This is a genomic window from Paenibacillus sp. 2KB_20 (assembly GCF_052115765.1).
Taxonomy (GTDB): domain Bacteria; phylum Bacillota; class Bacilli; order Paenibacillales; family Paenibacillaceae; genus Paenibacillus_AQ.
Genome location: NZ_JBFRHH010000001.1, coordinates 25,460 through 47,186, shown reverse-complemented (window position 1 = coordinate 47,186; position 21,727 = coordinate 25,460). Strand labels below are relative to the sequence as shown.

Sequence of the window (21,727 nt, the reverse complement as noted above, 5' to 3'; positions counted from 1 at the left end):
AGAGGCCAAGACATGGTTAGTAAGTGAAAAATAAAATAAACGAGGGTTTGACTGTGAATTTGGAATATAAAATCAATGATAACTGTATTGTCAGCGAGGTTGAAGAAGTATTTATTCGATCAGGGATCAGGAGACCGGTAGGCGATTCAGATCGAATTCATAGGATGATAGATAATGCAGATGAGATTATAACGGTAAGAGAAGGAAATAAACTGGTGGGATTTTTAAGGGCAATTACAGATTATTCATATTGCTGCTATATTTCAGATATTGCAGTGGATATGGACTATCAGGGATTAGGAATTGGCAAAGAACTAATAAGAGTATTGAGGGACAAATTAGGAGAAGACGAAATTCAATATGTCCTCACTTCAGCACCGAAAGCCGCAGGATTTTATGAGAGGATCGGATTTGAAAGGGCAGATAAAGCATTTGTAATAAAAAGAAAACGGAATTGACGATATGGATCAAGAATCCTCTCCGGTTCGTAATACAAGAAACTTATATGCTACTTAGCGTAATGAAAATCAATATTCAATAGAAACGGTGATATAAAAATGATAACAGAACTGAATCAGAGTTTTATAAAATAAGACACATTACGGATAAGTGTAAGAATATCGAGGTTAGGGCTGTGGTTAGCGGAAATAACCCGGGTGGGGTCTATGTAGATCATTCAACAGAACCCACAGCAGCATTCATTTGGATTGAAGGACAAAAAGGCTTTCAGATTGTTGGAGATCCGCAGAGTATATCTTTTTTAACAGGATTAGAAGAATACATGAGAAAGCATATAGAACCCAAACTACAGAAGCAAAATATTAATTGGGTCGAGATTGGCTTAGATCCTGATCCTTGGGATAAAACGATACAAAACATTTTTCAGCAGCGTAACATTTCGAGCGATACTCAACATGTGTTTACATTAAGAGGGAATCCTCAATCTATTGAATTTCAAGATCAAGAGGTGAATATTCAACGGATAAGTTGTGAGTTATTGAATTCAAGACGATTGGAAAACCATTCGTTTTTAGAAAGCAAAATATTACGGTTTTGGGATTCTACAGACTCTTTTTTAGAGCAAGGCTTCGGATACTTTGTTGAGGATAATAACAATGTGGTGAGTTTATGTTTTTCAGCATTTGTTGTGGATAAAACGCATGCAATTGATATCGAAACTCTTGAAGAGCATAAAAGAAGAAATTATGGCGCTGCAGTAGCTCGAGCATTTGTTCAGGAATGCCTACAACAAGGAATTCATCCTTACTGGGACTGTACTCCGGATAATAAAGGGTCTATTCGACTTGCAGAGAAAGTTGGAATGTCCCTTGATTTTGACTACCAAATATCCTGTTATGGTTTATCCTAATGGCATTTTAGAGAAACATCTCAGTTGATGAAAGGGTCTAAAGTTAAATTAGAGGAAGTGAGTAGTTTGGAATACCAGGTACCTAAACAATGTATTTCGGTTTCAGCTCTAGTCACTAATGATCGTGGTGAGGTATTGTTGCTTAGAACACATTGGCGTTCAGATACATGGGAAATGCCAGGTGGCAATGTTGAATTAGGGGAACCCCTTGATAAAGCAATTTGCAGAGAGTTTCTTGAGGAGACGGGCATCGTTATTAAGCCAATTGGTATAACTGGTGTTTATATGAATACAACAAAACAAGTTTTGTCTATATGTTTTAGAGCTCAATACATAAGTGGAGAAATTAAAATACAAGAAGACGAGATACTCGAAGCTAGATACATAAAAATTGATCAATCTAATATCGAGGAATACATAACGAGACCGCAGCAAAGATCTAGATTATTAGATGCGATGAATGCAGCATGTTTTGTCCCCTTTGAAGCTTGGGAAGCAAACCCCAATTATATGTTGTTACATAGATTGGAAGGAGGTTGGAAACCAGGTAAACCGGATCTTTAGGCCGAATCTATGAAACTTCCAAGAGATAGTAGGATGATAAAAAAGGAGACGTTATGGAAATCGAACTTATTCCTGTTACAGTTCAAGAGAAAGAAAGATTATCAAACATGTATCAATTTTATCATTATGATTTTAGTCGATATACTAATGAGGATTTAAAAGAAGTAACATCAGATAGTGTGTGGAATTATTTAAAAGGTGAAGTGATTTTAATGAATTTTGGGGTGATTCAATGATAATAAGAATTGCGACTAAGGAAGATATGGATCAACTCATTCGAATGAGATGGGATTTTACACTTGAGGACGATCTAGATGGAAAATTACAAAATGAAACCTATAGCGACTTTTACCAGGAGTGTTATGAATTTTTATTAGGTGCTTTTCAAAGTGATATTTGGAAAATATGGGTTGCTGAAGAAGACGGGATGGTCGTGTCCAACATCTATATAGAACTCATTCAAAAGGTACCGAGACCAGGAAGAATCACACATCCATTTGCATATATGACGAATGTATATACAAAACCCGATTATCGAGGTAAGGGGATAGGAAGTAAATTAATATCAAAAATCAACGAATGGGCAAAAGAGAACAAATATGAATTTATTATAGTATGGCCCAGTGATGGAGGGGTTAATTTTTACAAAAAGAATGGATACCAGCATTGCAAAGAACCAATGCAAAACATGCTTTGTGAGTAAACAGCCGGTATGAGTTCTAGAAAGACGAAGCGTGAAGGTAATCAATTCAACGAAAGAGAGTGAGCCCTATGAAAGTAGTCGAGCTCCATGAATTGAAATTAGTCGGAATAAGAGTGGTATGTTCAGGTGACCAGTATGTCAATGAGATCCCCAAGGCTTCTGTTAAACTTAAAGAAAGATTGCATGAGATTCATGACGTTGTAACACCGGCAAGACTTGTCGGTGCATTCATCGTTGAGGAAGTATCAGAAGAAGAAGATGGTTATTGGGTATGTGTTGAGGTAAATGAAATCAAAAAAGTTCCTGAAGGGATGGTTTCTTTAGTCATTCCAAAACAAAAATATGCAGTCCAACGACATCAGGGGCCTAATCATGAAATTAGAAATACATATGAAAAGCTCCATCACTGGATACGAGAAAATAACCATGAACGATTGCTGAGATCCTGGCATCTGGAGATTTCGGATGAATGGGGACAAGGGAAAGTGGATGATATTGAAGCAGACTTGTATGACACCATTAAATAGATTTGAAGTTTGAGAAAGACGGTGTTCCATTTCAACGGAATAAATTGCGCCATCTGGCACTTGCTGTTATAATTTTGCGTATGATATGTGATTGGGGGTTATACTGATGGCAATACCGAATTGCTCATTAGCTAGGAAGTCCTCATGCAAAGCCTGATCTGGGGCGATACTTTGCGTGGGGTGCGATAGATGAATTCGATCGCCCAACCTTAACTTTATCGTTTCTAATAACAGGCTTTGCACCTTCATTTTTAATAAAAATAAGGGGCTGAAAGCTATGAGTACACCATTTATTAGAAACCACCAGTTTAATGTGATTAAAAAACAATCGGAGTTCCTTCTGAAAACATTGCGAACGGTCGCGGATCGAAAGGTTTTGGAAACGGTTAGATATCGTGCCGTAACGAACGCTATGGAAGCATTTCCGTCTTTGACAGAGGATCAGAAGCGGATGCTGAGCGAAATATCAACCATGGAGAGGGCCGAGGATTTCCAGAAATATCTTAACGCATTAGAACCCTATCTGGAGCCTTATCCGACGATTACGCTGAAACAGATTCAGAAGCTATTTCCTAAAAATAAGAAACTGAAAGTTCCGGATCTGCAATCGATCGATTTTCGATATGTAACGTATTTAGGCTGGGTGGACATTGCCACTAACAAGTTATTTATCGTATATCCGTTCGAAGGAAGATTCATCGGGATCGAGGGAAGAATTACCCCGACCAACAAGAAAGGGTACTGTCTGTTCTGCAACCGGCATCAAGAGCTTGCCTTGTTCTCGGTCAAGACCAAGCCAGCCGTCGCTTCACCAGATAATCTTTCTTTCATTGGCCAATACGTATGTTTGGATAGCCAAGCATGTAATCACAGTATTACCGATACAGGGGCACTTGAGAAGTTCCTTCTCTCCGCCAGCAAGTAAACACAGTAACTAAAATAGGCTGCCTTTAGGGGCAGCCTATTTTGTACTATGTTCCCGTTTGAAGGACATAAAAAGCCATGAAAGGACGTTCAACATATGAACCATGTAAGATTAGTCAAGCCTCAGCCAGAGCTTGAAGAAGAATATTTATCATTTTATCAAGAATGGAAAGAATCCGGTGAGAATATGATCCCCTGGGTCATAAGCAAGGATCCAAGTGATTTTCAGGGAATGTTGAAGGAACTCTCTAATCAAGAGAAGGGTATTGGTGTAAAGAAAGGCTGGGTCTCCGATTCAACCTTTTGGTTGGTCGATCATCGTCATAGAGTATTAGGTGCGGCTAATATTAGACATCAATTAACCGAACATTTATATAATGCTGGCGGGCATATTGGTTATGGAATCCGCCCGTTGGAAAGATTGAAAGGCTATGCGACTAAACTATTGGAATTGTCCTTGATTGAAGCTAAGAAACTGGGGATAAACGATGTATTAGTTGTCTGTGATGCCGGTAATGTGGGATCGGAAAGAACCATTATCAAGAACGGTGGGAAGCCGGATACAGATTACATAGAGGAAGATGGAAACGTAATTAAAAGATATTGGATTAAGAATAGGTGACATTAGCTATCAAGATTAGTTTCTACAAGAAGACAGGATATACTATCGGGGCTCAGTTTTTTCATTTGTTTAAGGCTGAGCCCCGCCATGTATCTAACGCTTTTACTCTAGGGAAGAAAACACGATATAGTGAAGGACTCAAGATTGTCCGTATCTTATATCGTGATCTTTTTTGGGAGCCTTAGTCAAGAATACGATGCAAGTGACCAAAATAACAGCTAGTGCGATCCACTGCGAAGTAGCGAGGGCACCGAACTGTCCTCGGATGATATCGCCTCTGAAAAATTCGATAATAAATCTCCCTGAACTATAAAAAATGAGATATAGACCTGCTATTAGGCCGTTAGGTCTTTTTCTTCTTGCAATGTAGATTAATATAAAAAAAATGGAAAAGCTGAGTAAGCTCTCTAATATTTGTGTAGGAATGAGTTTGACATCATTCGGGGCAAGCTCGGATTCGTGAAACGTAATTCCAAACCAACCATCCGTTTCTTCACCATAACAGCAGCCGGCGAGAAGGCAGCCAATTCTTCCAAAGCCTTGCGCTAATGCAAGGGAGGGTACAAAAAGGTCAAGGTATTTTAGAAAGTTTATCTTTTTCTTCTTACAATAGACATAACCAACCCCAATTCCCCCGATAATTCCACCGTATACAACAAATCCTTCCGAAAAATTCAGAACCAATGAAGGATCATGGATGATATTATTTATTTGGGTTATCCAAAACAAAAGCTTAGCTCCGATCAATCCGCCTAATAAGCTCCAGAAAGTTAGAGAGGAAACATGAGAAAGTTCCAGTTGCCTAGATGCGGTTCTATTAACAACGATCTTGTAAGCGATAAGGATTCCGATTGCGATCATCAATCCATATCCATAAATGGTCACAGGTCCGATACGAATGAGTTCATTGTGCATATGTTCATACCCCCTCATAGATTCCCGGATAAAAATATTCTGTTTATGTTCGGTGTGATCAAACTACATGGTGTAGTATAATAGTTCAAAAAAAGGGATTACGAATCCCCGGTCAACATAAAGAGTAGCAAAATGGAGCAGGATCTCAGAAAAGGCTTCAGCAGGGCTAGCGGAACATTCACCCCTCTGTCAGGCTCAAGAACCTGCATGACCCGGTATTGCAATGTCGTATCCGTGAAATGAACGGCAGCCTCATAACGCCGAAGCTTACCAAGTTGGGCTAATTTTAATAAGACACTGCCTAAATACAGCTCCGTGCCCATCTTCCGGATGGCGAATCGGTCAGCAAACAGCTCTTGCCACGTCTGATAGTACCGAAGAATCGGTTTAACGATTGGTAAATAACCAAAGGCGTCTGCCAGCAGGGTCGAAAAGAACGATTTTAAACCATCATGATTGCGACAGTGATATCGTTCATGCAGTAAAATTGCCTTTACTTCCTTGTCATTAAACATCTCTAAAACCGTAGTGGACACGACAATTTTCGGTCGCAGAAGACCAATTGTCAGAGCTACAAAGGCATTGTCCTGTACAACGATGATTTCCGTTCCCCAGCTGCGGTACTTGTAATTCAGGCGCTTGGTTAATTTATCGTGCCTGTTGGCACGGAAGTGCTTTAACCATTTATGCGATAAAACCAATTGCCGGGTACTTCGCCAAATGAGCTGAACAATTGTATATACAATGACAATGTCGATTAAGGCGTAATTCAGAACGGGACCTTGAAATATTCCGCTTCGGACCTGGTAGGTAATGAATATTCCCATATGTACGATAACAACAGAAACGAATACGATCATCAGTGCATAGGTACATATTAGCCGTGTGGTGGGATTCATTTCTTTTTCCCGTGTCTGATATCGTTTAATTTACGCTCCAGCTTTGCGATCACCTCGGGATCGACATCATCCAGCGCATCGATCATATGGTTCACGACCAAGCTCCCATACTCTTGAATGAGTCCCTGCGACACTTCCTTTGTCTGTTCGGTGAGAAATTGCTCCCTTGACTGCAGCGGACTGAACTTGGCTGCCCGTGTCCGGCCGGTTCCCGTCATCGTCTTTGTCAGCAGGCCTTTATCCAGAAGACGATTCATGACGGTCATCACCGTATTGATCGAGATCGGACTCTCCTGATTCAGGATCGACTGGACTTCCTTGATACTAAGCGCTTCCGAAGACCAGAGAATATCCATAATTCGAGACTCCAGTGGTCCAAAAAATCGATTCAGGCCTTCACCATCGATATTCATTTTTTTAATCTTCATTCCTATTCCACCTCATACTACATATCGTAGTATGGTTGTGGATAAAAGTCAACTTCCTTCAGCCAGTGCCTAGCCTGGGGGACCATGGAGTGTCCCGGTACATGCGAAGCGTCAGTGGCAAAAGGTTTTTTGCCGTGCAGTCGAGAATGAAGAATATAGCAATTGAATTATAAATCAAGAATAAACGGATTATTCGGGAGGAAGATAGCGTGAGCGAAAGATTTGAGTTAAAACACGTAGGAATAGAAGATCCTTCAGAGGAAACAGGCATGTCTGGGTTTGGGTATCTTGCGTTGTTCGAATGTGAAGTTGAATATCGTTTTAGCACGGAAGACATGAGTGTGGAAGAAGCGGAAATTTACATACAAGATCTGTTGAATCAGCTGCCGGATGAAACCATAAACGAAATATGCAAGAAAGCATGCGCGTGGAAAAATCTCAAAATGTCTAGCGATACGGCTGATTATCCTCCCGGCTTAGATGGAGTGCATGGAGAGGATATTTTGAAGTTTATGTCCGTAGGGGAAGTTGACCTTTATCGAAATCCTTATGATCGAAACGATAATACATTCGGAGCAATCTTGGGTGGAGGTACAGCGTGGGACTCCGAAAATGGTATGGAAATTCTGATACGGGGCAGTAAAGTTCTTGAGGTGCGCGAGTATTTAGGCTACGGCGCATATGCTATTTGGAGCGAAACCGACGAAATTGAGTGAGAAAGCGATATGAATCGGGCAATCAGTGATGTTTAAATCGTCCGGGACATCCTGTACTATCCAACGCAAAAAATGAATAAGGAAAGGAGCATAACCAATTGCTAGAGCTCTCAAGACAAGTGGTTTTCATTGATAGGGACGGAACTCTTGGAGGAACCGATCGGGTTGTTTAGCCCAGTGAATTTGAGCTTTTTCCACAAGTACAGGATTCGATTCGTTCACACAGAGCCGCAGGCATGCTTGTTTGTTCATTTACGAATCAACCTGGAATTGCTCGTGGCGAAGTAACACAGGACGAATTCGAATCGGAATTATTAGCCTTTGGTTTTGATAAGATCTATCTTTGTGCTCATGAGCATGGAGCGGGTTGTCCGTGTAGAAAGCCATCCGCAGGGATGCTGATGAAAGCCGCGGAAGAAAATAATCTGGACTTAGGGGAGTGCTTTGTCCTAGGGGATAGATGGACGGATATGGTTGCTGCCAAAGAAGCCGGTTGCAAGAAAGTGCTAGTGAAGACGGGAGCTGGCCCCAAGGAACTGGAAAAATATAATAACAACGAGTACTTCGGCAAATGGAAAGAAGCGTATCCTGATTTTATCGCGACAGACTTTAATGAAGCCGTTACATGGATATTAGGGGGCGGCTAGAAAAGGATGGTTCTCCATGGATTTGAGTGAAAGAAAACGGTGGAATGAAAATCACAAAAAGCTAACCCAGATGATTCTGGATCCGGCTAAGCATCAAAGTGCGGTTGACCTATTCTTGCAGCAGCATTGCCTGTTACATTCATCAAGAATGAGCCATTCACCCATTGCGACCCTTGAGGATGAATTAGTTAAAGATCTACAAGAGGAAAAATTCCGCCAATATCCAGTTAAGGCTCCTGATACAGAGAACTCCATAATATGGCATATGTGGCATATGTGGCATATCACCCGCATTGAAGACATGACGATGAGCGTACTCGTAAATAACGATGTCCAAGTATTGCATTCAGGTCAATGGAACAAGAAACTCCACATTGATGATGTTCATTCTGGAAATGAAATGCCGGAAGCTGAAATTGCTAACTTGAGTGGGACTCTTGATATTGGTACTGGGGAAACAAAACGATTGCGGGATTAGTGCTTATGCCGGCTACAAGGCATATTTTTCTGCACTTGAATAAATCGATACGGCTGAAACAAAGAATTCAAAAGTCCAAATAGTGAGGTTGGGATGCTATTTGTATTTACAAGGGAGGTTGTGCTAGGATGTTGTACGATTTGCAAGGCGAAGAGAATATGTCAACGATCGTGGGAATGTTATATAGCGCTGTCAGAGAGAACAGCCAACGTCTAAAGTCCATATCAGAGGGCATGGCCCAAGAGGAAATAGACTTCAAGGGACCTTGTGACAATTTCAATAGTGCCGCTCAGTTAATAAAACATATCATGTACGTCGACCTGAACTGGATTTATAGGATTAAAGGGGAGGCGCTTCCCCAGTCATTCATAGATGAATACGGCCCCATGATCGATGAACATAACAGGCTGCCAATGGTCAAAGGAATGCCTTTGGACATGCTTATATCTAAATATGAAGTTGTATTAAATATGTTGAAGGAAACATGCACGCAATTAACGGATGCTGATCTGGATAGCATTGTCACCTTTGGTCACGAAAATGAAAAGCAAGCCACCATCCGGTGGGGATTATGGCATATGGCCGACCATAACCGTTATCATCAAGCCCATATTAATCAGCTTAGAAAGTGGTACTCTGAGCAGAAGAGAAACATGGATCATGAATAAATGAATGGGAAAACCATTTCCTTGTTTGTCTTTATGAGACAATTCACCGTATCTACGCTGCAGCGTTCGTCCCTTGGTCTGCCCGAGGCATTTTATTTTATTTGAGTTTCATTCGGTCAATCATTTTTTTTAGGTTTATATCGCCAAACGCGTCGATTGTGCTATAATGATGTCGAATGGGCAACTATTCGCGTCATGTACAATAGAAAAAGTTATAGGTAATGGAAGTTTGGTGCAAATCCAACACGGTCCCGCCACTGTGATAGACCGAATGATCGGTCTTAAGTCAGGTCTTTTGCCTAATAACTTTGGAGAGACCAGTCATTTCGAGGCGAAAATGGCTGGTTTACAAGTCTAGTGACGTTTCCCGCCTCGCTAGGCTTTTTTTAATTGCAGCAGAGGCTGCCGACGATGTTGTCGGCCACAGCCGGGTGTTCGCCGCCGAATATATACAATGAGGTATAGCTCGCAAACGGGGAGATTCTTCAAGGACGAAGAAACACGTGCACTATGGGGTGCATATCCCTTTTTTTATTGATAGAGGTTGTTCCCAAAGTCCGCTTTTGATGATCGACCTTTTTGAACAGGCACTTATAAAGTCGTGCCGTTAATGTGTCTGATCTAAGGACAAGTTCCGGAAGCGGTTGACGAAGATCGGAATGACGGTGTACAGTATATATGCAAAACTAAATGATAAGAAGCTGCACAATGGCGTGCATACATGATAACAAGCAAAGAGGCTTTTGAAGGGGATTTCCCTTTGAATGGCCTCTTTTTTTGTTGCAATTACTTCTTGGAGGTGCTTTACATGGATAAACTTTCGATTAAAGCCGACCTCTATATGGGGCAAGGCGCGATGGATCGTCTAACAGAGTGGCAAAACAAACGTATGTTCATCGTCACAGATCCATTTATGGTGAAGTCGGGCATGATTAACATGGTGTTTGATCGACTGCACAGCAGTAACGAGCAATATGTTTTCAGCAATATCGTGCCTGATCCGCCGATTGAAGTCGTCACGGAAGGTGTCGAGGCGCTCTGTGCGTTCAACACCGATCTAATCATTGCCATTGGCGGCGGTTCTGCCATTGATGCGGCTAAAGCGATGAAGCTGTTTACGAAAAAGCTGCTTGACCAGCGAGATATCCCGTTCATTGCAATCCCGACGACAAGCGGGACGGGTTCTGAAGTTACGTCATTCTCCGTTATCAGCGACAAAGAAAAAAACATCAAATATCCGCTTGTATCTGATGACATGCTGCCGCAAGAAGCGATTCTCGATCCTGAGCTCGTCAAAAGCGTGCCGGACTTCATTACGGCCGATACCGGACTGGATGTTTTGACGCATGCCATTGAAGCCTATGTATCCACCAAATCCAATGATATCTCCGATGCGCTGGCGGAGAAGGCGATGAAGCTGGTCTTTGCTTATTTGCCGCGAGCTTATAAGGACGGAAATGATCTTGAGGCGCGCGAAAAAATGCATAATGCATCCTGCATCGCGGGGATGGCGTTTAATATTGCGTCGCTGGGATTGAATCATGGGATCGCGCATGTGGCGGGAGCCAAATTCAAAATTGCCCACGGACGCATGAATGCGATTCTTCTTCCGCATGTCATCGAATTTAATGCCGATTACAAGCCGGGTTACGGCAAGGAAGAAAGCAATAGAGCGGCGGTTCGGTATGCCGAAATTTCCAAAAGCTTGGGGTTATCCGCACCAAATGCCAAGAGCGGCGTCCGTAGTCTCGTACAGGCAATCAAACTGCTGCAGAAGCAATTGAATATGCCGCAAACGCTGCGCGAATGCGGTGTGGATCAATCGCTGTTTGGAGAGATGAGAGAGTCGATCGCCGAAGGCGCGCTGAAAGACGGATGCACGGCAACAAATCCACGCGTTCCTACGGCAGAGGACGTGCTTCAAATTTTGAACAAAATGTTTCAATTCTAAGATCGAGTCGAAATTTGACGGATTTCGTATTGACATCGCTTGCAATATTCAAATATAGTGAAAGTAACACAATGGCGTGTTGCATACAAATCAAAGCAAAGTGGCTTCTTAAAAATTCCGCATGGACTTTTAAGGGGCTTTTATTGTTTTTTGCAGTGAATTTTAGTTACGTGTTCAAAAAGGCCGGTTTTCCCGGCTGAATTCAAGATTCGATGCCGAGTTTACTTCCAGATTCACTTCGTGACAGATAAAGAATTTATTAGTTATCCGCGGAGGCTGATGAAATTCTATATCGCAAGAAAACCTACCTATGCATCGCGGTCGCTCATCCTTGAAGTGTCATCGATTAGGTTTTCTTATCAAAAGTGGACTTTTTGAACAACCTCTTTTAGTGTTTTCGATACGAGAGTGAGATGAGGAGTATGGAACAAGGAGCCGAGAAACAACGTGTGATTCAGGAGTATGTGCCTGGCAAACAGGTCACGCTCGCTCACATTATCGCGAACCCGAACCCGGACATTTACAAGAAGCTGGGACTCGGAAACGAAGCGCATCAGTCCATCGGCGTTATGACGATCACGCCAAGCGAAGCCTCCATCATTGCAGCGGATATCGCTACAAAGGCGGCTGGCGTACAAATCGGCTTTGTCGACCGTTTCAGCGGTTCACTCGTCATTACGGGCGATGTATCATCAGTAGAATCTGCGATCAGCGCAGTGCTGCATGGATTGCAGAATATATTGGGCTTCTCGGCAAATACGAACATTACGAGAACGTAGGAGAAGCTTATGATGAAGAAAATTATTTTTGCCGGAAGTACAGGATCGGGCAAAACCACGCTGTGCCAATGGCTGCACGGTGAGGAGATTGCCTATAAGAAAACGCAAGCCATCGAAAATTTCGATCAGGCGATCGATACGCCGGGCGAATGCATCGAGAACCGGTATTTATACAAAATGCTGTTAGTATCCAGTGTAGATGCCGATGTCATTGGGCTGGTTCAGGATTGCACGAAAGAAGACAGCTATTTCCCGCCGGCTTTTGCAACGGTATTCGCCAAGCCGGTTATCGGAGTGGTAACGAAGGTGGAACTGGCCAAGTCGCAAGAGGAAATCGCGCAGGCCAGAGCGCATTTAATGGCGGCCGGCGTGGAGCGGATTTTTGAAGTCTCGACGATCGAGAACGTAGGAGTGGATGCTCTTCGGGATTATTTGAGGGCGTAAACGACTTGGATTCTAGTTCAAATGCAAGCGGGGCTTATCGATAGACAAGCGACAAGCAAATAACGACAGACAATGAGGTGCATGACGCATGAATGGAAAAATTGTAATAGTCGATGACGAACCTATTACAAGAATGGATATTCGTGAGATGCTAGAAGAGGCTAACTACAATGTAGTAGGCGAAGCTTCCGATGGCTTTGAAGCTATCGAATTATGCAAGAAGCATCTGCCTGACCTCGTCATCATGGATGTTCAAATGCCCATTTTGGATGGGCTCAAGGCGAGTAAAAGAATTCTTTCAGAACAGCTGGCGGGCGGGATCATCCTTTTGACCGCCTACAGCGACAAACAGACGATTGAAAAAGCATCTTCTGTCGGTGCGCTTGGTTACTTGGTAAAGCCGCTTGATGAAAAGTCGTTCATTCCTATGGTGGAAGTCACGATAGCCAGAGGCAAGGAATTCCGAAAGCTGGAACAAGATCTCTCAAAGCTGACGCAGAAGATGGAAGAACGCAAAGCGGTCGAGAAAGCGAAAGGCATATTGATGAGAGAAAATGGCTACACGGAAGAGGAAGCCTATCAAATCTTGCGAAAACTCAGCATGGATCGGCGATGTCCTCTGATTGAAATTGCTAGTACCATCGTCATTTCCTATGATTGATTTCAAAGAACGGATCAGGCAGCTTTGCAGCCTTCACACCGGATTGTCGGAAGAGGATATAGTCCGGATCTGCGAAATAGCGGAGTCATTTCAAATGACCGAGGTAGAGGATGATGTGTTCATCGACGTATTGTCGAGCGTGGCAAGCGAAGCCATCGTGGTCTATCATCGTCGTCCATGTGAAGGCAAATCAGTGTATTATTTGCCGGTTACGGGGGAGAAGGCGCTGCGCGAGAATGAACCTGGCGTCCTGCGGACGCTTGAAACAGGCATTATGTCGCAGGGGCTCGTCGCCAGGACGCAGGAGAATCATCTGGTTCGGCAAACGGTATATCCTATTAAAAATCAAAGCGGCGTCATTGCCGTTCTGATCTATGAAAAAGATGTCCGCGACAATATACAAGCCCACTTCAACAGGCAGAGAGCGTCATGCGAGGATGGGGAGATGTCCTCGATGCTGGGGGCTATGCTGCAGTTCAAGGATTCGATTATCAATCAATTGGAAGACGCCGTTCTGGTGTTCGATAAATATGGGTTTTTGAAGCTGAAAAATGAACAGGCGGACGTATATTACAGACAGCTTGGTTATTTGGAAGATATCCAAGGATTGCATTATGATAATTTGTCGCTTGATCAGACGATGTTCTCCGAGGTCATGAGCCAGCATTCATCCACGCTTTGTTGTCCGCTTACGGTGGAAGTGAAAGCCGCCGGACGTTACTATCAGGTGAAACGCTTGTTCATTGAGGAAAAGGATTTATGCGTAGGCGTTATTCTGCATGATATAACCGAGATTAGAAACAAGGAAGCTGAGATCGTTTCTAAATCGGTTGCCATCCGCGAAATTCATCACCGGGTAAAAAACAATTTGCAGATGGTAGCGTCTCTGCTGCGCATTCAGGGGCGGCAGTGCAAAAGCCCTGAGGCCAAGAAATGCCTTGATGACAGTGTCAGTCGCGTGCTCGCGATCGCCGCAACCCATGAATTGCTGTCGACGGAGATCGAAGCCGAAGTGGATCTCATGGATGTTATACGATTGATTGCATCCAATATCGAACGCTGTTTTGTTGATTGCCGCGCCGTCAAGGTGGAGATTGCTTCAGAGCAAAACATTTGCTTGGACAGTGATCGGACCGTAACTGTCGCGCTGATTGTAAGCGAACTGCTACATAACAGTTATGAACATGCGTTCGGCGATTGTTCGGAGGGAAGAATTTCCGTCAAGACAAAAGTAGAAGGCGGTCTGGTGACGGTCGTCGTGGCAGATGACGGAGCCGGGTTCGTTGTCGGGGAAACTTCGCATAAAAGCTTGGGGCTGACGATTGTCCGCAGCTATGTTAAAGACAAGCTGAAAGGTAAGCTTTCGATCGTATCCGGCGATACGGGCACAACAGTGACTTTTACGTTCAAAAAATAATATCATCGGACTACAAGGGCGTAGTCTTCGAAGCAATGAGGCTTAAAGTAAACCTTCCTGTATATCCGGAAGGTTGTCACTTTAAGCCTTTTTGTAGTCCGAATGATAAGAAATCAAGCCAGGGGGTGAACAAAGTGGAAGAACAATTGCTCAGCGTTGGCATCGATATGGGAACTTCTACGACCCAACTGGTGCTGTCTAAGCTCCATATTCAAAACATGGCTTCTTCGTTTTCGGTGCCTCGCTTGGTTATTACAGACAAAGAAGTGGTCTATCGAAGCGACATTTGTTTTACACCCGTTTTGGAAGATAACCGGATCGATATGTTGAAGATTCAATCCTTCGTGCAGGAGCAATACGAGAAGGCAGGCATCCGCAAGGATGAGATCCAGACAGGAGCGGTCATCATCACGGGTGAGACGGCACGCAAAGAGAATGCGAATGAAGTCGTGCTCTCGCTAAGCGGCTTTGCCGGTGATTTCGTAGTCGCAACCGCAGGGCCGGATCTGGAGAGCATTATTGCCGCCAAAGGCGCGGGTGCACATTCGTATTCCAAAGAGCATTCCACCTGCATCGCCAACATCGACATTGGTGGCGGTACAAGCAATTTGGCATTATTCGCCGATGGCGAACTGTTGGATACGGGCTGCCTCGATATTGGGGGGCGCCTGATCAAGGTTGATCAAAGTTCGCATGAAATCACGTATATCGCGCCTAAAATCAAGCAGCTTGCCGAGCGAAGGGGATTCCGTCTTGCTATAGGCCAGCGGGTCACTCCAGATGATCTTCAGCCGATTATCGGGGAAATGGTCAAGCTGCTCGAAGAAAGCGTCGGCCTCAGACCACCGGGAGATTTCTATAACACCATCGTCACCAACAAAGGGTTGAAGCTGGACCTTGCGATTCCGTGTATTTCCTTCTCAGGAGGGGTTGCAGACTACATTTATCATGAATCCACAGGAGACGTATTCGAGTTCGGAGACATCGGTATATTGCTTGGAAGAGCAATCGCCTCTTCTCCGCTAACGCAGCAGTTGACCGTTGCTCGTTCAGCCGAGACCATCCGGGCTACCGTTGTCGGAGCAGGATCCCATACGACGGAGATCAGTGGAAGCACGATTACCTATACGGATGAAAGTTTCCCGATCAAGAATTTACCGATCTTGAAGCTTTCTGTGGTCGACGAGTCCGGAAGCAGTGAGCAGTTGGCAAAGGCCATCAGCGATAAGCTGGATTGGTTCAAACTGAACAATGATTTGCAGCGGGTGGCCATTGCGATTGAAGGAAAGAAAAATGCAAGCTTTCAGGAGGTTCAGAAATATGCCCAAGGTTTGTACAAAGGGATGTCTGAACTGCTGGAGCGGGAGTATCCGCTCATCGTAATTGTTCATCACGATCTGGCGAAGGTGCTGGGGCAAACATTGTACGCGTTGCTGAATTACAAGAAAGATGTCATCTGCATCGACAGCGTACAGGTAGACAATGGCGACTATATCGACATCGGCAAGCCGATTGCGGGTGGCAAGGTGCTGCCCGTTGTTATTAAAACGCTTGTTTTTCACTAAGAGCCGCACATTAACGATTCGAGTTTCATCTATTCGAGCTGCAAGTGGAAGGAGGAGCTTTTGTGATTTTAAAAACGAAATTGTTTGGCCGAGTCTATCAATTCAAGACACTCATGGAAGTCATGGCAAAAGCCAATGAGGAAAAGTCGGGGGATACGCTGGCCGGATTGGGAGCCGCTTCGGCAGAAGAACGCGTAGCCGCCAAGGTAGTTCTTTCCCAGATCAAATTGTCGGAACTGCGCAATAATCCGGCGGTTCCTTACGAAGAGGACGAAGTAACACGTATCATTCAGGATGCCGTGAATGAGCGCATTTACAGTGAAATTCAAAACTGGACCGTAGAAGAACTGCGGGAGTGGATTTTGAACGAGAACACAACGGAAGGCGACATCAAACGCATCTCCCGGGGATTGACAGCGGAAATGATTGCTGCGGTTGCGAAAATCATGACGAACCTTGACCTGATTTACGGGGCCAAAAAAATCCGGGTTACGGCGCATGCCAACACGACGATCGGACGTCCGGGCACGCTGTCGGCACGGCTGCAGCCGAATCACCCGACAGATGACCCCGACGGTATCATGGCTTCCCTGATGGAAGGCCTGACTTTCGGGATCGGGGATGCGGTGCTTGGTCTTAATCCGGTCGACGACTCCGTAGAAAGCGTGACGCGTGTCCTTAAACGGTTTGAGGAATTCCGGCAGAAGTGGGAAATTCCTACGCAAACCTGCGTGCTCGCTCACGTTACGACCCAGATGGAAGCTGTTAAGCGAGGCGCGCCGACAGGACTTATTTTTCAATCAATCGCAGGTTCGCAGAAAGGGAATGAGGCGTTTGGCTTCAATGCGGCCACGATTGAGGAAGCGCAGCAGCTTGTGCTGAATCAAGGCCAGGTGGTTGGGCCAAATGTAATGTATTTCGAGACGGGGCAAGGCTCCGAACTGTCTTCCGAAGCTCATCATGGCATCGACCAGGTGACGATGGAAGCACGCTGTTACGGTTTCGCGAAGCGGTATAACCCGTTCCTTGTCAATACGGTTGTCGGATTCATCGGACCCGAGTATTTGTACGACGCGAAGCAGGTTATCCGTGCCGGCCTGGAAGATCACTTCATGGGCAAGCTGACAGGCGTTTCGATGGGCTGCGACGCTTGCTATACGAACCATATGAAGGCGGATCAGAACGACTTGGAAAACCTGGCGGTTCTCCTGTCTACAGCAGGCTGCAACTTCTTCATGGGTATCCCTCATGGTGACGATGTCATGCTCAACTACCAGACGACCGGATATCATGAAACGGCAACGCTGCGTGAATTGCTCGGTTTGCGTCCAATTCGGGAGTTCGAACAGTGGATGGAGAAAATGGGCTTTATCGAAAACGGCAAACTGACCAAAAAAGCCGGGGATGCGTCAGTATTTCTCAAGTAAGGAAAGGAGGAAGCTCACATGAACGAAAAAGATCTGAAATCGATGATTGAATCGATTTTGAACGAGATGGTAGGAAACAAGGCAGAGCAAGAAGTTGCTAAGCCTGTTGAAACTGTGACAGTTGCAGCACCGATTGCGCATAACGCGGAGCCGAACGAAGGTGGACTTGTAGATAAAACTGTACCTGAGGAAGTACAAGAGGACGACGGTGAATGCTTGGATGATATCACGGAAATTAATCTTCGCAAGCTGCTGCTCGTGCCTGATCCGGCGGATCGCGAAGGATACATGAGAATGAAAGCAAAGACGCCGGCCCGTCTTGGCGTTTGGCGCGCAGGTCCGCGGTATAAGACGATTACATCGCTGCGTTTCCGCGCTGACCATGCCGCTGCTCAAGACGCCGTGTTCTCCTATGTATCCGAAGATTTCGTCAAGGAAATGCACCTTGTGCCGATCGCGACCAAGTGTCAGGACAAGGATGAATATATTACGCGTCCGGACTTGGGACGTCAATTCTCGGATGAGACCATCGAGTACATCAAGCAGCACACGACCAAGCAGGCCAAAGTGCAAATCATGGTTGGAGACGGCTTAAGTTCGGCAGCGATCGAAGCCAACTTGCGGGATATCATTCCATCCATTACGCAAGGTCTTAAGATGTATGGCATCGATGCAGGCAATATCCTGTTCGTCAAGCATTGCCGTGTTCCTTCCATGGACGTCATTGGCGATGTAACGGAAGCAGATGTGGTTTGCCTGCTGGTCGGCGAACGTCCGGGGCTTGTAACGGCAGAATCCATGAGTGCCTACATTGCTTATAAACCAACGGTGGGCATGCCTGAAGCAAGACGTACCGTTATTTCCAACATACATTCCGGCGGTACCCCTGCCGTAGAAGCAGGGGCACATATTGCCGAATTGATCAAGACCATGATTGATCGCAAAGCATCAGGTATTGATTTAAAACTATAGGAAAGGCTGGAGGCACGTATGAGAAACGAACCGATTCATGCACAAGTGCTCGGGATGAAGCTCATTTCCAGCGTAAGCCTGGATATGGCAAACAAGCTGGAGCTGAAGCCGCACCATAAAAGTTTGGGTATCATTACTGCTGACATTGATGACGTAACTTACGCAGCACTGGATGAAGCAACGAAAGCAGCTGCTGTGGATGTTGTGTATGCAAGAAGCATGTATGCCGGATCGGCTAATGCTTCAACGAAGCTGGCAGGTGAAGTCATTGGGATTCTGGCTGGGCCAAATCCCGAGGAAGTACGCAGCGGAATGAACGCTGTCGTTGATTTCATCGAAAGCGGCGCCCATTTTGTTAGCGCCAATGAGGATGACAGCATCACCTATTTCGCCCACTGCGTATCCCGAACAGGCTCCTATTTATCCGAGACTGCGGGGATCCAAGAAGGTGAGGCGATCGCTTATTTGATCGCTCCGCCGCTGGAAGCGATGTATGCGATCGATGCAGCACTGAAAGCCGCCGATGTTACGATTGCAACCTTCTTTGGCCCACCGTCCGAGACCAACTTCGCTGGCGCACTGCTGACAGGCAGTCAATCGGCCTGCAAGGCAGCATGCGACGCTTTCGCGGACGCTGTCCAATTCGTTGCGGATAACCCAACGAGTTATTAAGGTAGCGGACCATGAGATATAGCGCGTTAGGGCTAGTTGAAGTCAGAGGGTATCTAGGTGCAGTCGCCGCAGCGGATGCCGCATTAAAGGCGGCAAGCGTTACCTGTATCGGCATGGAGATCATCGGGGGTGGACTGGTGACCGTCAAGCTGGATGGAGATGTCGGAGCGGTGCAGGCTGCTGTTGAGGCGGGAGCGGAGATGGCGAAGCAATTAGATGTGCTGCTGACCCGCCATGTGATTGCTAGAATGCATGAAGAAACGGCAGTTTTGGTGGAAGAACAGGATGATACTGACGAAAGTCCGCTTCAGGCAGTCGCAACCATGGATGAACAGGAGCAGAAACAAACTGCAGAAACTGCCGCTTCTAAAGATTTGGCGGAAGAAGGGGAAAGTTCAGAAGACCTCAAAGCGGCAGATACGGTTTGGCCGCAGGTACTAAAGACAAATGAAGCGAATGCTGCTGGGTCCCAGCCGGAGCGGAAACCTTCACCGATGAAGAAAATTCAAACTCAAGCGGAGGAGAAATCCACACCCGACGTCAGGGAAACAGAAGATGCAAAAGCCGCAGTAAAGCTTGTCCCTGAGCAGAAGGATGTCGATGATCCGGCAGCAACACTGGATAAGAAGCAGGCCGATGCGCCAAAGAGCAAGCACAATGACGGTAAACTCCGTGAGCAGCCGAAGCACAAATCGGCAGCCAAATCCGGCAACAAGTCAAAAAAGGCAAGCTCATAGGAGAAACATCTATCGATGAAAATGCAAAGAAGACCGACCGCTTTTACTAAAGAAAACAAATACACATCTATCGATGAAAAAACGCAGTAGAGAGAAGGAATATTGATGGAAACATTGGATAAAGACCTGAGATCCATTCAAGAAGTCCGTGATCTAATCAACAAAGCCAAGAAAGCGCAAGTTAAGCTCGCCGCCATGACGCAAGAGCAAATTGACGCGATCGTCAAAGCGGTTGCCGATGCCGGATACAAGCATCGCGAGAAGCTGGCGAAGATGGCCAATGAGGAAACTGGCTTCGGCCGCTGGCAGGACAAGGTCATCAAGAATGCCTTTGCTTCGCAGCAAGTCTACGAGTCCATCAAGGACATGAAAACCGTTGGCATCTTGAAAGATGACAAAGAGAATAAGTTGATGGAGGTAGCTGTCCCAGTCGGTGTCATTGCCGGTCTAATTCCATCCACCAACCCGACTTCGACGGTTATCTACAAAACGCTCATTGCGCTTAAAGCAGGAAACAGTATCGTGTTTTCCCCGCATCCGAATGCGCTTAAGAGTATTCTGGAAACGGTGAAGGTCATTAACGAGGCAGCTGTGCAAGCAGGATGCCCGGAGGGTGCCATTGACGTCATGACGGTTCCGACAATTCAAGGAACAGATCAATTGATGAAGCATAACGATGTCGCCTTGATTCTAGCAACAGGCGGAACGGCGATGGTCAAAGCCGCTTATTCATCCGGTACGCCGGCAATCGGTGTTGGTCCAGGCAACGGCCCTGCCTTTATCGAGAAGAGCGCGAATATTCCGCTTGCAGTCAAACGCATCATGGGCTCCAAAACTTTCGATAACGGCACGATTTGCGCTTCGGAGCAATCCGTCGTCGTCGAAGCATGCAGCAAGGAAGCGGTTGTGGCTGAATTCAAAAAGCAAGGAGCTTATTTCCTTTCCGCAGAGGAAGCCGATCAGCTTGGCAAATTCATTATGCGGGCCAATGGCACCATGAACCCGCAAATCGTTGGACGCAGCGTAGATCATATCGCAAAACTGGCGAATCTGAATATTCCTGCTAGAGCTCGCGTGCTGATCGCCGAAGAAACCCGCGTGGGACGCAATGTTCCATATTCACGAGAGAAATTGGCTCCAATTCTAGCTTTCTACACAGAGGATAGCTGGGAAGCTGCATGCGAACGCTGCATCGAAATTCTGAATGGAGAAGGCGCAGGCCATACGATGTGCATTCACTCCGAAAATGAAGAGATTGTACGCCAGTTCGCTTTGAAAAAACCGGTATCCCGTTTGTTAGTCAATACGCCGGGTACGCTTGGTGGCATCGGCGCAACGACAGCACTTGCACCAGCGCTTACGCTTGGTTGCGGTGCGGTTGGCGGAAGCTCCACATCCGACAACATCAGTCCGCTTAATCTGCTTAACATTCGCAGAATCGCCTATGGACTAATAGAAATGGAAGATTTGGCGGACCGAAAGGAAGAATCGCAGCCGAAAGCCGCATGCAGCCTTCCGGAAGACAAAGAACAACTTATCGACATGATTGTGGCACGTATTCTTGAAAAAATGTAAGTTTTCGTAGATTTCATCGGCAAGACGAGCAACCCATTATAGGTAACCCTAAAATTCATTATAAATA

25 protein-coding genes, 1 pseudogene and 1 riboswitch are annotated in these 21,727 nt (G+C 45.5%); of the genes and pseudogenes, 23 read left to right on the top strand and 3 right to left on the bottom strand.

Annotated elements, in window-relative coordinates:
• Positions 1-53: 53 nt before the first annotated feature.
• From AB4124_RS00270 to AB4124_RS00235, 8 genes are all read left to right on the top strand, one after another.
• A complete protein-coding gene (locus AB4124_RS00270; protein WP_441970488.1) occupies positions 54-458 on the top strand; it encodes a GNAT family N-acetyltransferase in 405 nt (134 codons plus the stop codon).
• A 131-nt stretch (positions 459-589) separates the two neighbouring features.
• Entirely contained in the window at positions 590-1,369 is a 780-nt protein-coding gene (locus AB4124_RS00265) for a GNAT family N-acetyltransferase (protein ID WP_441971597.1), read from the top strand.
• Positions 1,370-1,396: 27 nt separating this feature from the next.
• Positions 1,397-1,933 carry an NUDIX hydrolase gene (locus tag AB4124_RS00260; protein WP_076325805.1) on the top strand — a complete coding sequence of 179 codons (537 nt, stop codon included), beginning with the start codon at positions 1,397-1,399 and terminating at the stop codon, positions 1,931-1,933.
• A 53-nt stretch (positions 1,934-1,986) separates the two neighbouring features.
• Entirely contained in the window at positions 1,987-2,169 is a 183-nt protein-coding gene (locus AB4124_RS00255) for a hypothetical protein (protein ID WP_441970487.1), read from the top strand.
• Positions 2,166-2,636 carry a GNAT family N-acetyltransferase gene (locus AB4124_RS00250; RefSeq protein WP_441970485.1) on the top strand — a complete coding sequence of 157 codons (471 nt, stop codon included), beginning with the start codon at positions 2,166-2,168 and terminating at the stop codon, positions 2,634-2,636. Before AB4124_RS00255 ends, AB4124_RS00250 begins: the two co-directional genes overlap by 4 nt.
• A gap of 68 nt (positions 2,637-2,704) precedes the next feature.
• Positions 2,705-3,163: a GyrI-like domain-containing protein gene (locus tag AB4124_RS00245; protein ID WP_441970483.1), complete on the top strand. Its 459-nt coding sequence runs from the start codon at positions 2,705-2,707 to the stop codon at positions 3,161-3,163.
• A 277-nt stretch (positions 3,164-3,440) separates the two neighbouring features.
• Positions 3,441-4,088 carry a FusB/FusC family EF-G-binding protein gene (locus tag AB4124_RS00240; protein WP_441970481.1) on the top strand — a complete coding sequence of 216 codons (648 nt, stop codon included), beginning with the start codon at positions 3,441-3,443 and terminating at the stop codon, positions 4,086-4,088.
• Positions 4,089-4,184: 96 nt separating this feature from the next.
• Positions 4,185-4,709 (top strand): GNAT family N-acetyltransferase, encoded by a 525-nt coding sequence (locus AB4124_RS00235; RefSeq protein WP_441970479.1) that lies wholly within the window; start codon positions 4,185-4,187, stop codon positions 4,707-4,709.
• A gap of 138 nt (positions 4,710-4,847) precedes the next feature.
• On the opposite strand, the gene AB4124_RS00230 is transcribed toward AB4124_RS00235, so the two are convergent.
• The 3 genes from AB4124_RS00230 to AB4124_RS00220 form a co-directional block, all read right to left on the bottom strand.
• Positions 4,848-5,642, bottom strand: a complete 795-nt coding sequence (locus tag AB4124_RS00230) for a prolipoprotein diacylglyceryl transferase (RefSeq protein WP_441970477.1) — start codon at positions 5,640-5,642, stop codon at positions 4,848-4,850.
• Between the two features lie 80 nt (positions 5,643-5,722).
• Positions 5,723-6,523 carry a M56 family metallopeptidase gene (locus AB4124_RS00225; protein ID WP_441970475.1) on the bottom strand — a complete coding sequence of 267 codons (801 nt, stop codon included), beginning with the start codon at positions 6,521-6,523 and terminating at the stop codon, positions 5,723-5,725.
• Positions 6,520-6,951, bottom strand: coding sequence for a BlaI/MecI/CopY family transcriptional regulator (locus AB4124_RS00220; RefSeq protein WP_441970473.1), 432 nt, complete (start codon positions 6,949-6,951; stop codon positions 6,520-6,522). The genes AB4124_RS00225 and AB4124_RS00220 overlap by 4 nt, the downstream gene beginning before the upstream one ends.
• A 209-nt stretch (positions 6,952-7,160) precedes the next feature.
• On the opposite strand from AB4124_RS00220, the gene AB4124_RS00215 reads away from it, so the two are divergent.
• The 15 genes and pseudogenes from AB4124_RS00215 to AB4124_RS00145 all read left to right on the top strand — a co-directional run bounded on the left by AB4124_RS00215 (position 7,161) and on the right by AB4124_RS00145 (position 21,660).
• Entirely contained in the window at positions 7,161-7,667 is a 507-nt protein-coding gene (locus AB4124_RS00215) for a DUF6985 domain-containing protein (protein ID WP_076325814.1), read from the top strand.
• A gap of 98 nt (positions 7,668-7,765) precedes the next feature.
• A pseudogene (locus AB4124_RS00210) lies at positions 7,766-8,314 on the top strand (HAD-IIIA family hydrolase).
• A 16-nt stretch (positions 8,315-8,330) separates the two neighbouring features.
• Entirely contained in the window at positions 8,331-8,792 is a 462-nt protein-coding gene (locus tag AB4124_RS00205; RefSeq protein ID WP_441970472.1) for a hypothetical protein, read from the top strand.
• A 128-nt stretch (positions 8,793-8,920) separates the two neighbouring features.
• Positions 8,921-9,460, top strand: coding sequence for a DinB family protein (locus AB4124_RS00200; RefSeq protein ID WP_076325817.1), 540 nt, complete (start codon positions 8,921-8,923; stop codon positions 9,458-9,460).
• A 197-nt stretch (positions 9,461-9,657) separates the two neighbouring features.
• Positions 9,658-9,811, top strand: a riboswitch (adenosylcobalamin (AdoCbl) riboswitch).
• Between the two features lie 457 nt (positions 9,812-10,268).
• A complete protein-coding gene (locus tag AB4124_RS00195) occupies positions 10,269-11,411 on the top strand; it encodes a 1-propanol dehydrogenase PduQ (RefSeq protein WP_076325818.1) in 1,143 nt (380 codons plus the stop codon).
• Positions 11,412-11,833: 422 nt separating this feature from the next.
• Positions 11,834-12,190 (top strand): BMC domain-containing protein, encoded by a 357-nt coding sequence (locus tag AB4124_RS00190; RefSeq protein ID WP_076325819.1) that lies wholly within the window; start codon positions 11,834-11,836, stop codon positions 12,188-12,190.
• Positions 12,191-12,202: 12 nt separating this feature from the next.
• The gene (locus tag AB4124_RS00185) at positions 12,203-12,634 is read left to right on the top strand and encodes a EutP/PduV family microcompartment system protein (RefSeq protein ID WP_441971594.1); all 432 of its coding nucleotides are present in this window, start codon (positions 12,203-12,205) and stop codon (positions 12,632-12,634) included.
• 88 nt (positions 12,635-12,722) lie between these two features.
• Positions 12,723-13,295: an ANTAR domain-containing response regulator gene (locus tag AB4124_RS00180; RefSeq protein ID WP_076325821.1), complete on the top strand. Its 573-nt coding sequence runs from the start codon at positions 12,723-12,725 to the stop codon at positions 13,293-13,295.
• Entirely contained in the window at positions 13,288-14,712 is a 1,425-nt protein-coding gene (locus tag AB4124_RS00175) for a sensor histidine kinase (RefSeq protein ID WP_441971593.1), read from the top strand. The genes AB4124_RS00180 and AB4124_RS00175 overlap by 8 nt, the downstream gene beginning before the upstream one ends.
• A 134-nt stretch (positions 14,713-14,846) precedes the next feature.
• Positions 14,847-16,277, top strand: a complete 1,431-nt coding sequence (gene eutA / locus AB4124_RS00170; protein WP_441970469.1) for an ethanolamine ammonia-lyase reactivating factor EutA — start codon at positions 14,847-14,849, stop codon at positions 16,275-16,277.
• Positions 16,278-16,339: 62 nt separating this feature from the next.
• A complete protein-coding gene (locus AB4124_RS00165) occupies positions 16,340-17,704 on the top strand; it encodes an ethanolamine ammonia-lyase subunit EutB (RefSeq protein ID WP_441970467.1) in 1,365 nt (454 codons plus the stop codon).
• Between the two features lie 18 nt (positions 17,705-17,722).
• Positions 17,723-18,676 (top strand): ethanolamine ammonia-lyase subunit EutC, encoded by a 954-nt coding sequence (gene eutC / locus AB4124_RS00160; protein ID WP_441970465.1) that lies wholly within the window; start codon positions 17,723-17,725, stop codon positions 18,674-18,676.
• A gap of 18 nt (positions 18,677-18,694) precedes the next feature.
• Positions 18,695-19,348 (top strand): ethanolamine utilization microcompartment protein EutL, encoded by a 654-nt coding sequence (gene eutL, locus AB4124_RS00155; protein WP_441970464.1) that lies wholly within the window; start codon positions 18,695-18,697, stop codon positions 19,346-19,348.
• Between the two features lie 11 nt (positions 19,349-19,359).
• A complete protein-coding gene (locus AB4124_RS00150) occupies positions 19,360-20,085 on the top strand; it encodes a BMC domain-containing protein (RefSeq protein ID WP_441970462.1) in 726 nt (241 codons plus the stop codon).
• Positions 20,086-20,190: 105 nt separating this feature from the next.
• A complete protein-coding gene (locus AB4124_RS00145; RefSeq protein ID WP_441970460.1) occupies positions 20,191-21,660 on the top strand; it encodes an acetaldehyde dehydrogenase (acetylating) in 1,470 nt (489 codons plus the stop codon).
• Positions 21,661-21,727 lie beyond the last annotated feature (67 nt).

Coding starts and splice junctions, on each gene's coding strand:
- AB4124_RS00260 (WP_076325805.1), top strand. CDS start 1,397: ATGAAAGGGTCTAAAGTTAAATTAGAGGAAGTGAGTAGTTTGGAATAC.
- AB4124_RS00255 (WP_441970487.1), top strand. CDS start 1,987: ATGGAAATCGAACTTATTCCTGTTACAGTTCAAGAGAAAGAAAGATTA.
- AB4124_RS00250 (WP_441970485.1), top strand. CDS start 2,166: ATGATAATAAGAATTGCGACTAAGGAAGATATGGATCAACTCATTCGA.
- AB4124_RS00245 (WP_441970483.1), top strand. CDS start 2,705: ATGAAAGTAGTCGAGCTCCATGAATTGAAATTAGTCGGAATAAGAGTG.
- AB4124_RS00240 (WP_441970481.1), top strand. CDS start 3,441: ATGAGTACACCATTTATTAGAAACCACCAGTTTAATGTGATTAAAAAA.
- AB4124_RS00235 (WP_441970479.1), top strand. CDS start 4,185: ATGAACCATGTAAGATTAGTCAAGCCTCAGCCAGAGCTTGAAGAAGAA.
- AB4124_RS00230 (WP_441970477.1), bottom strand. CDS start 5,642: ATGAGGGGGTATGAACATATGCACAATGAACTCATTCGTATCGGACCT.
- AB4124_RS00225 (WP_441970475.1), bottom strand. CDS start 6,523: ATGAATCCCACCACACGGCTAATATGTACCTATGCACTGATGATCGTA.
- AB4124_RS00220 (WP_441970473.1), bottom strand. CDS start 6,951: ATGAAGATTAAAAAAATGAATATCGATGGTGAAGGCCTGAATCGATTT.
- AB4124_RS00205 (WP_441970472.1), top strand. CDS start 8,331: ATGGATTTGAGTGAAAGAAAACGGTGGAATGAAAATCACAAAAAGCTA.
- AB4124_RS00200 (WP_076325817.1), top strand. CDS start 8,921: ATGTTGTACGATTTGCAAGGCGAAGAGAATATGTCAACGATCGTGGGA.
- AB4124_RS00195 (WP_076325818.1), top strand. CDS start 10,269: ATGGATAAACTTTCGATTAAAGCCGACCTCTATATGGGGCAAGGCGCG.
- AB4124_RS00190 (WP_076325819.1), top strand. CDS start 11,834: ATGGAACAAGGAGCCGAGAAACAACGTGTGATTCAGGAGTATGTGCCT.
- AB4124_RS00185 (WP_441971594.1), top strand. CDS start 12,203: ATGAAGAAAATTATTTTTGCCGGAAGTACAGGATCGGGCAAAACCACG.
- AB4124_RS00180 (WP_076325821.1), top strand. CDS start 12,723: ATGAATGGAAAAATTGTAATAGTCGATGACGAACCTATTACAAGAATG.
- AB4124_RS00175 (WP_441971593.1), top strand. CDS start 13,288: ATGATTGATTTCAAAGAACGGATCAGGCAGCTTTGCAGCCTTCACACC.
- eutC (WP_441970465.1), top strand. CDS start 17,723: ATGAACGAAAAAGATCTGAAATCGATGATTGAATCGATTTTGAACGAG.
- eutL (WP_441970464.1), top strand. CDS start 18,695: ATGAGAAACGAACCGATTCATGCACAAGTGCTCGGGATGAAGCTCATT.
- AB4124_RS00150 (WP_441970462.1), top strand. CDS start 19,360: ATGAGATATAGCGCGTTAGGGCTAGTTGAAGTCAGAGGGTATCTAGGT.
- AB4124_RS00145 (WP_441970460.1), top strand. CDS start 20,191: ATGGAAACATTGGATAAAGACCTGAGATCCATTCAAGAAGTCCGTGAT.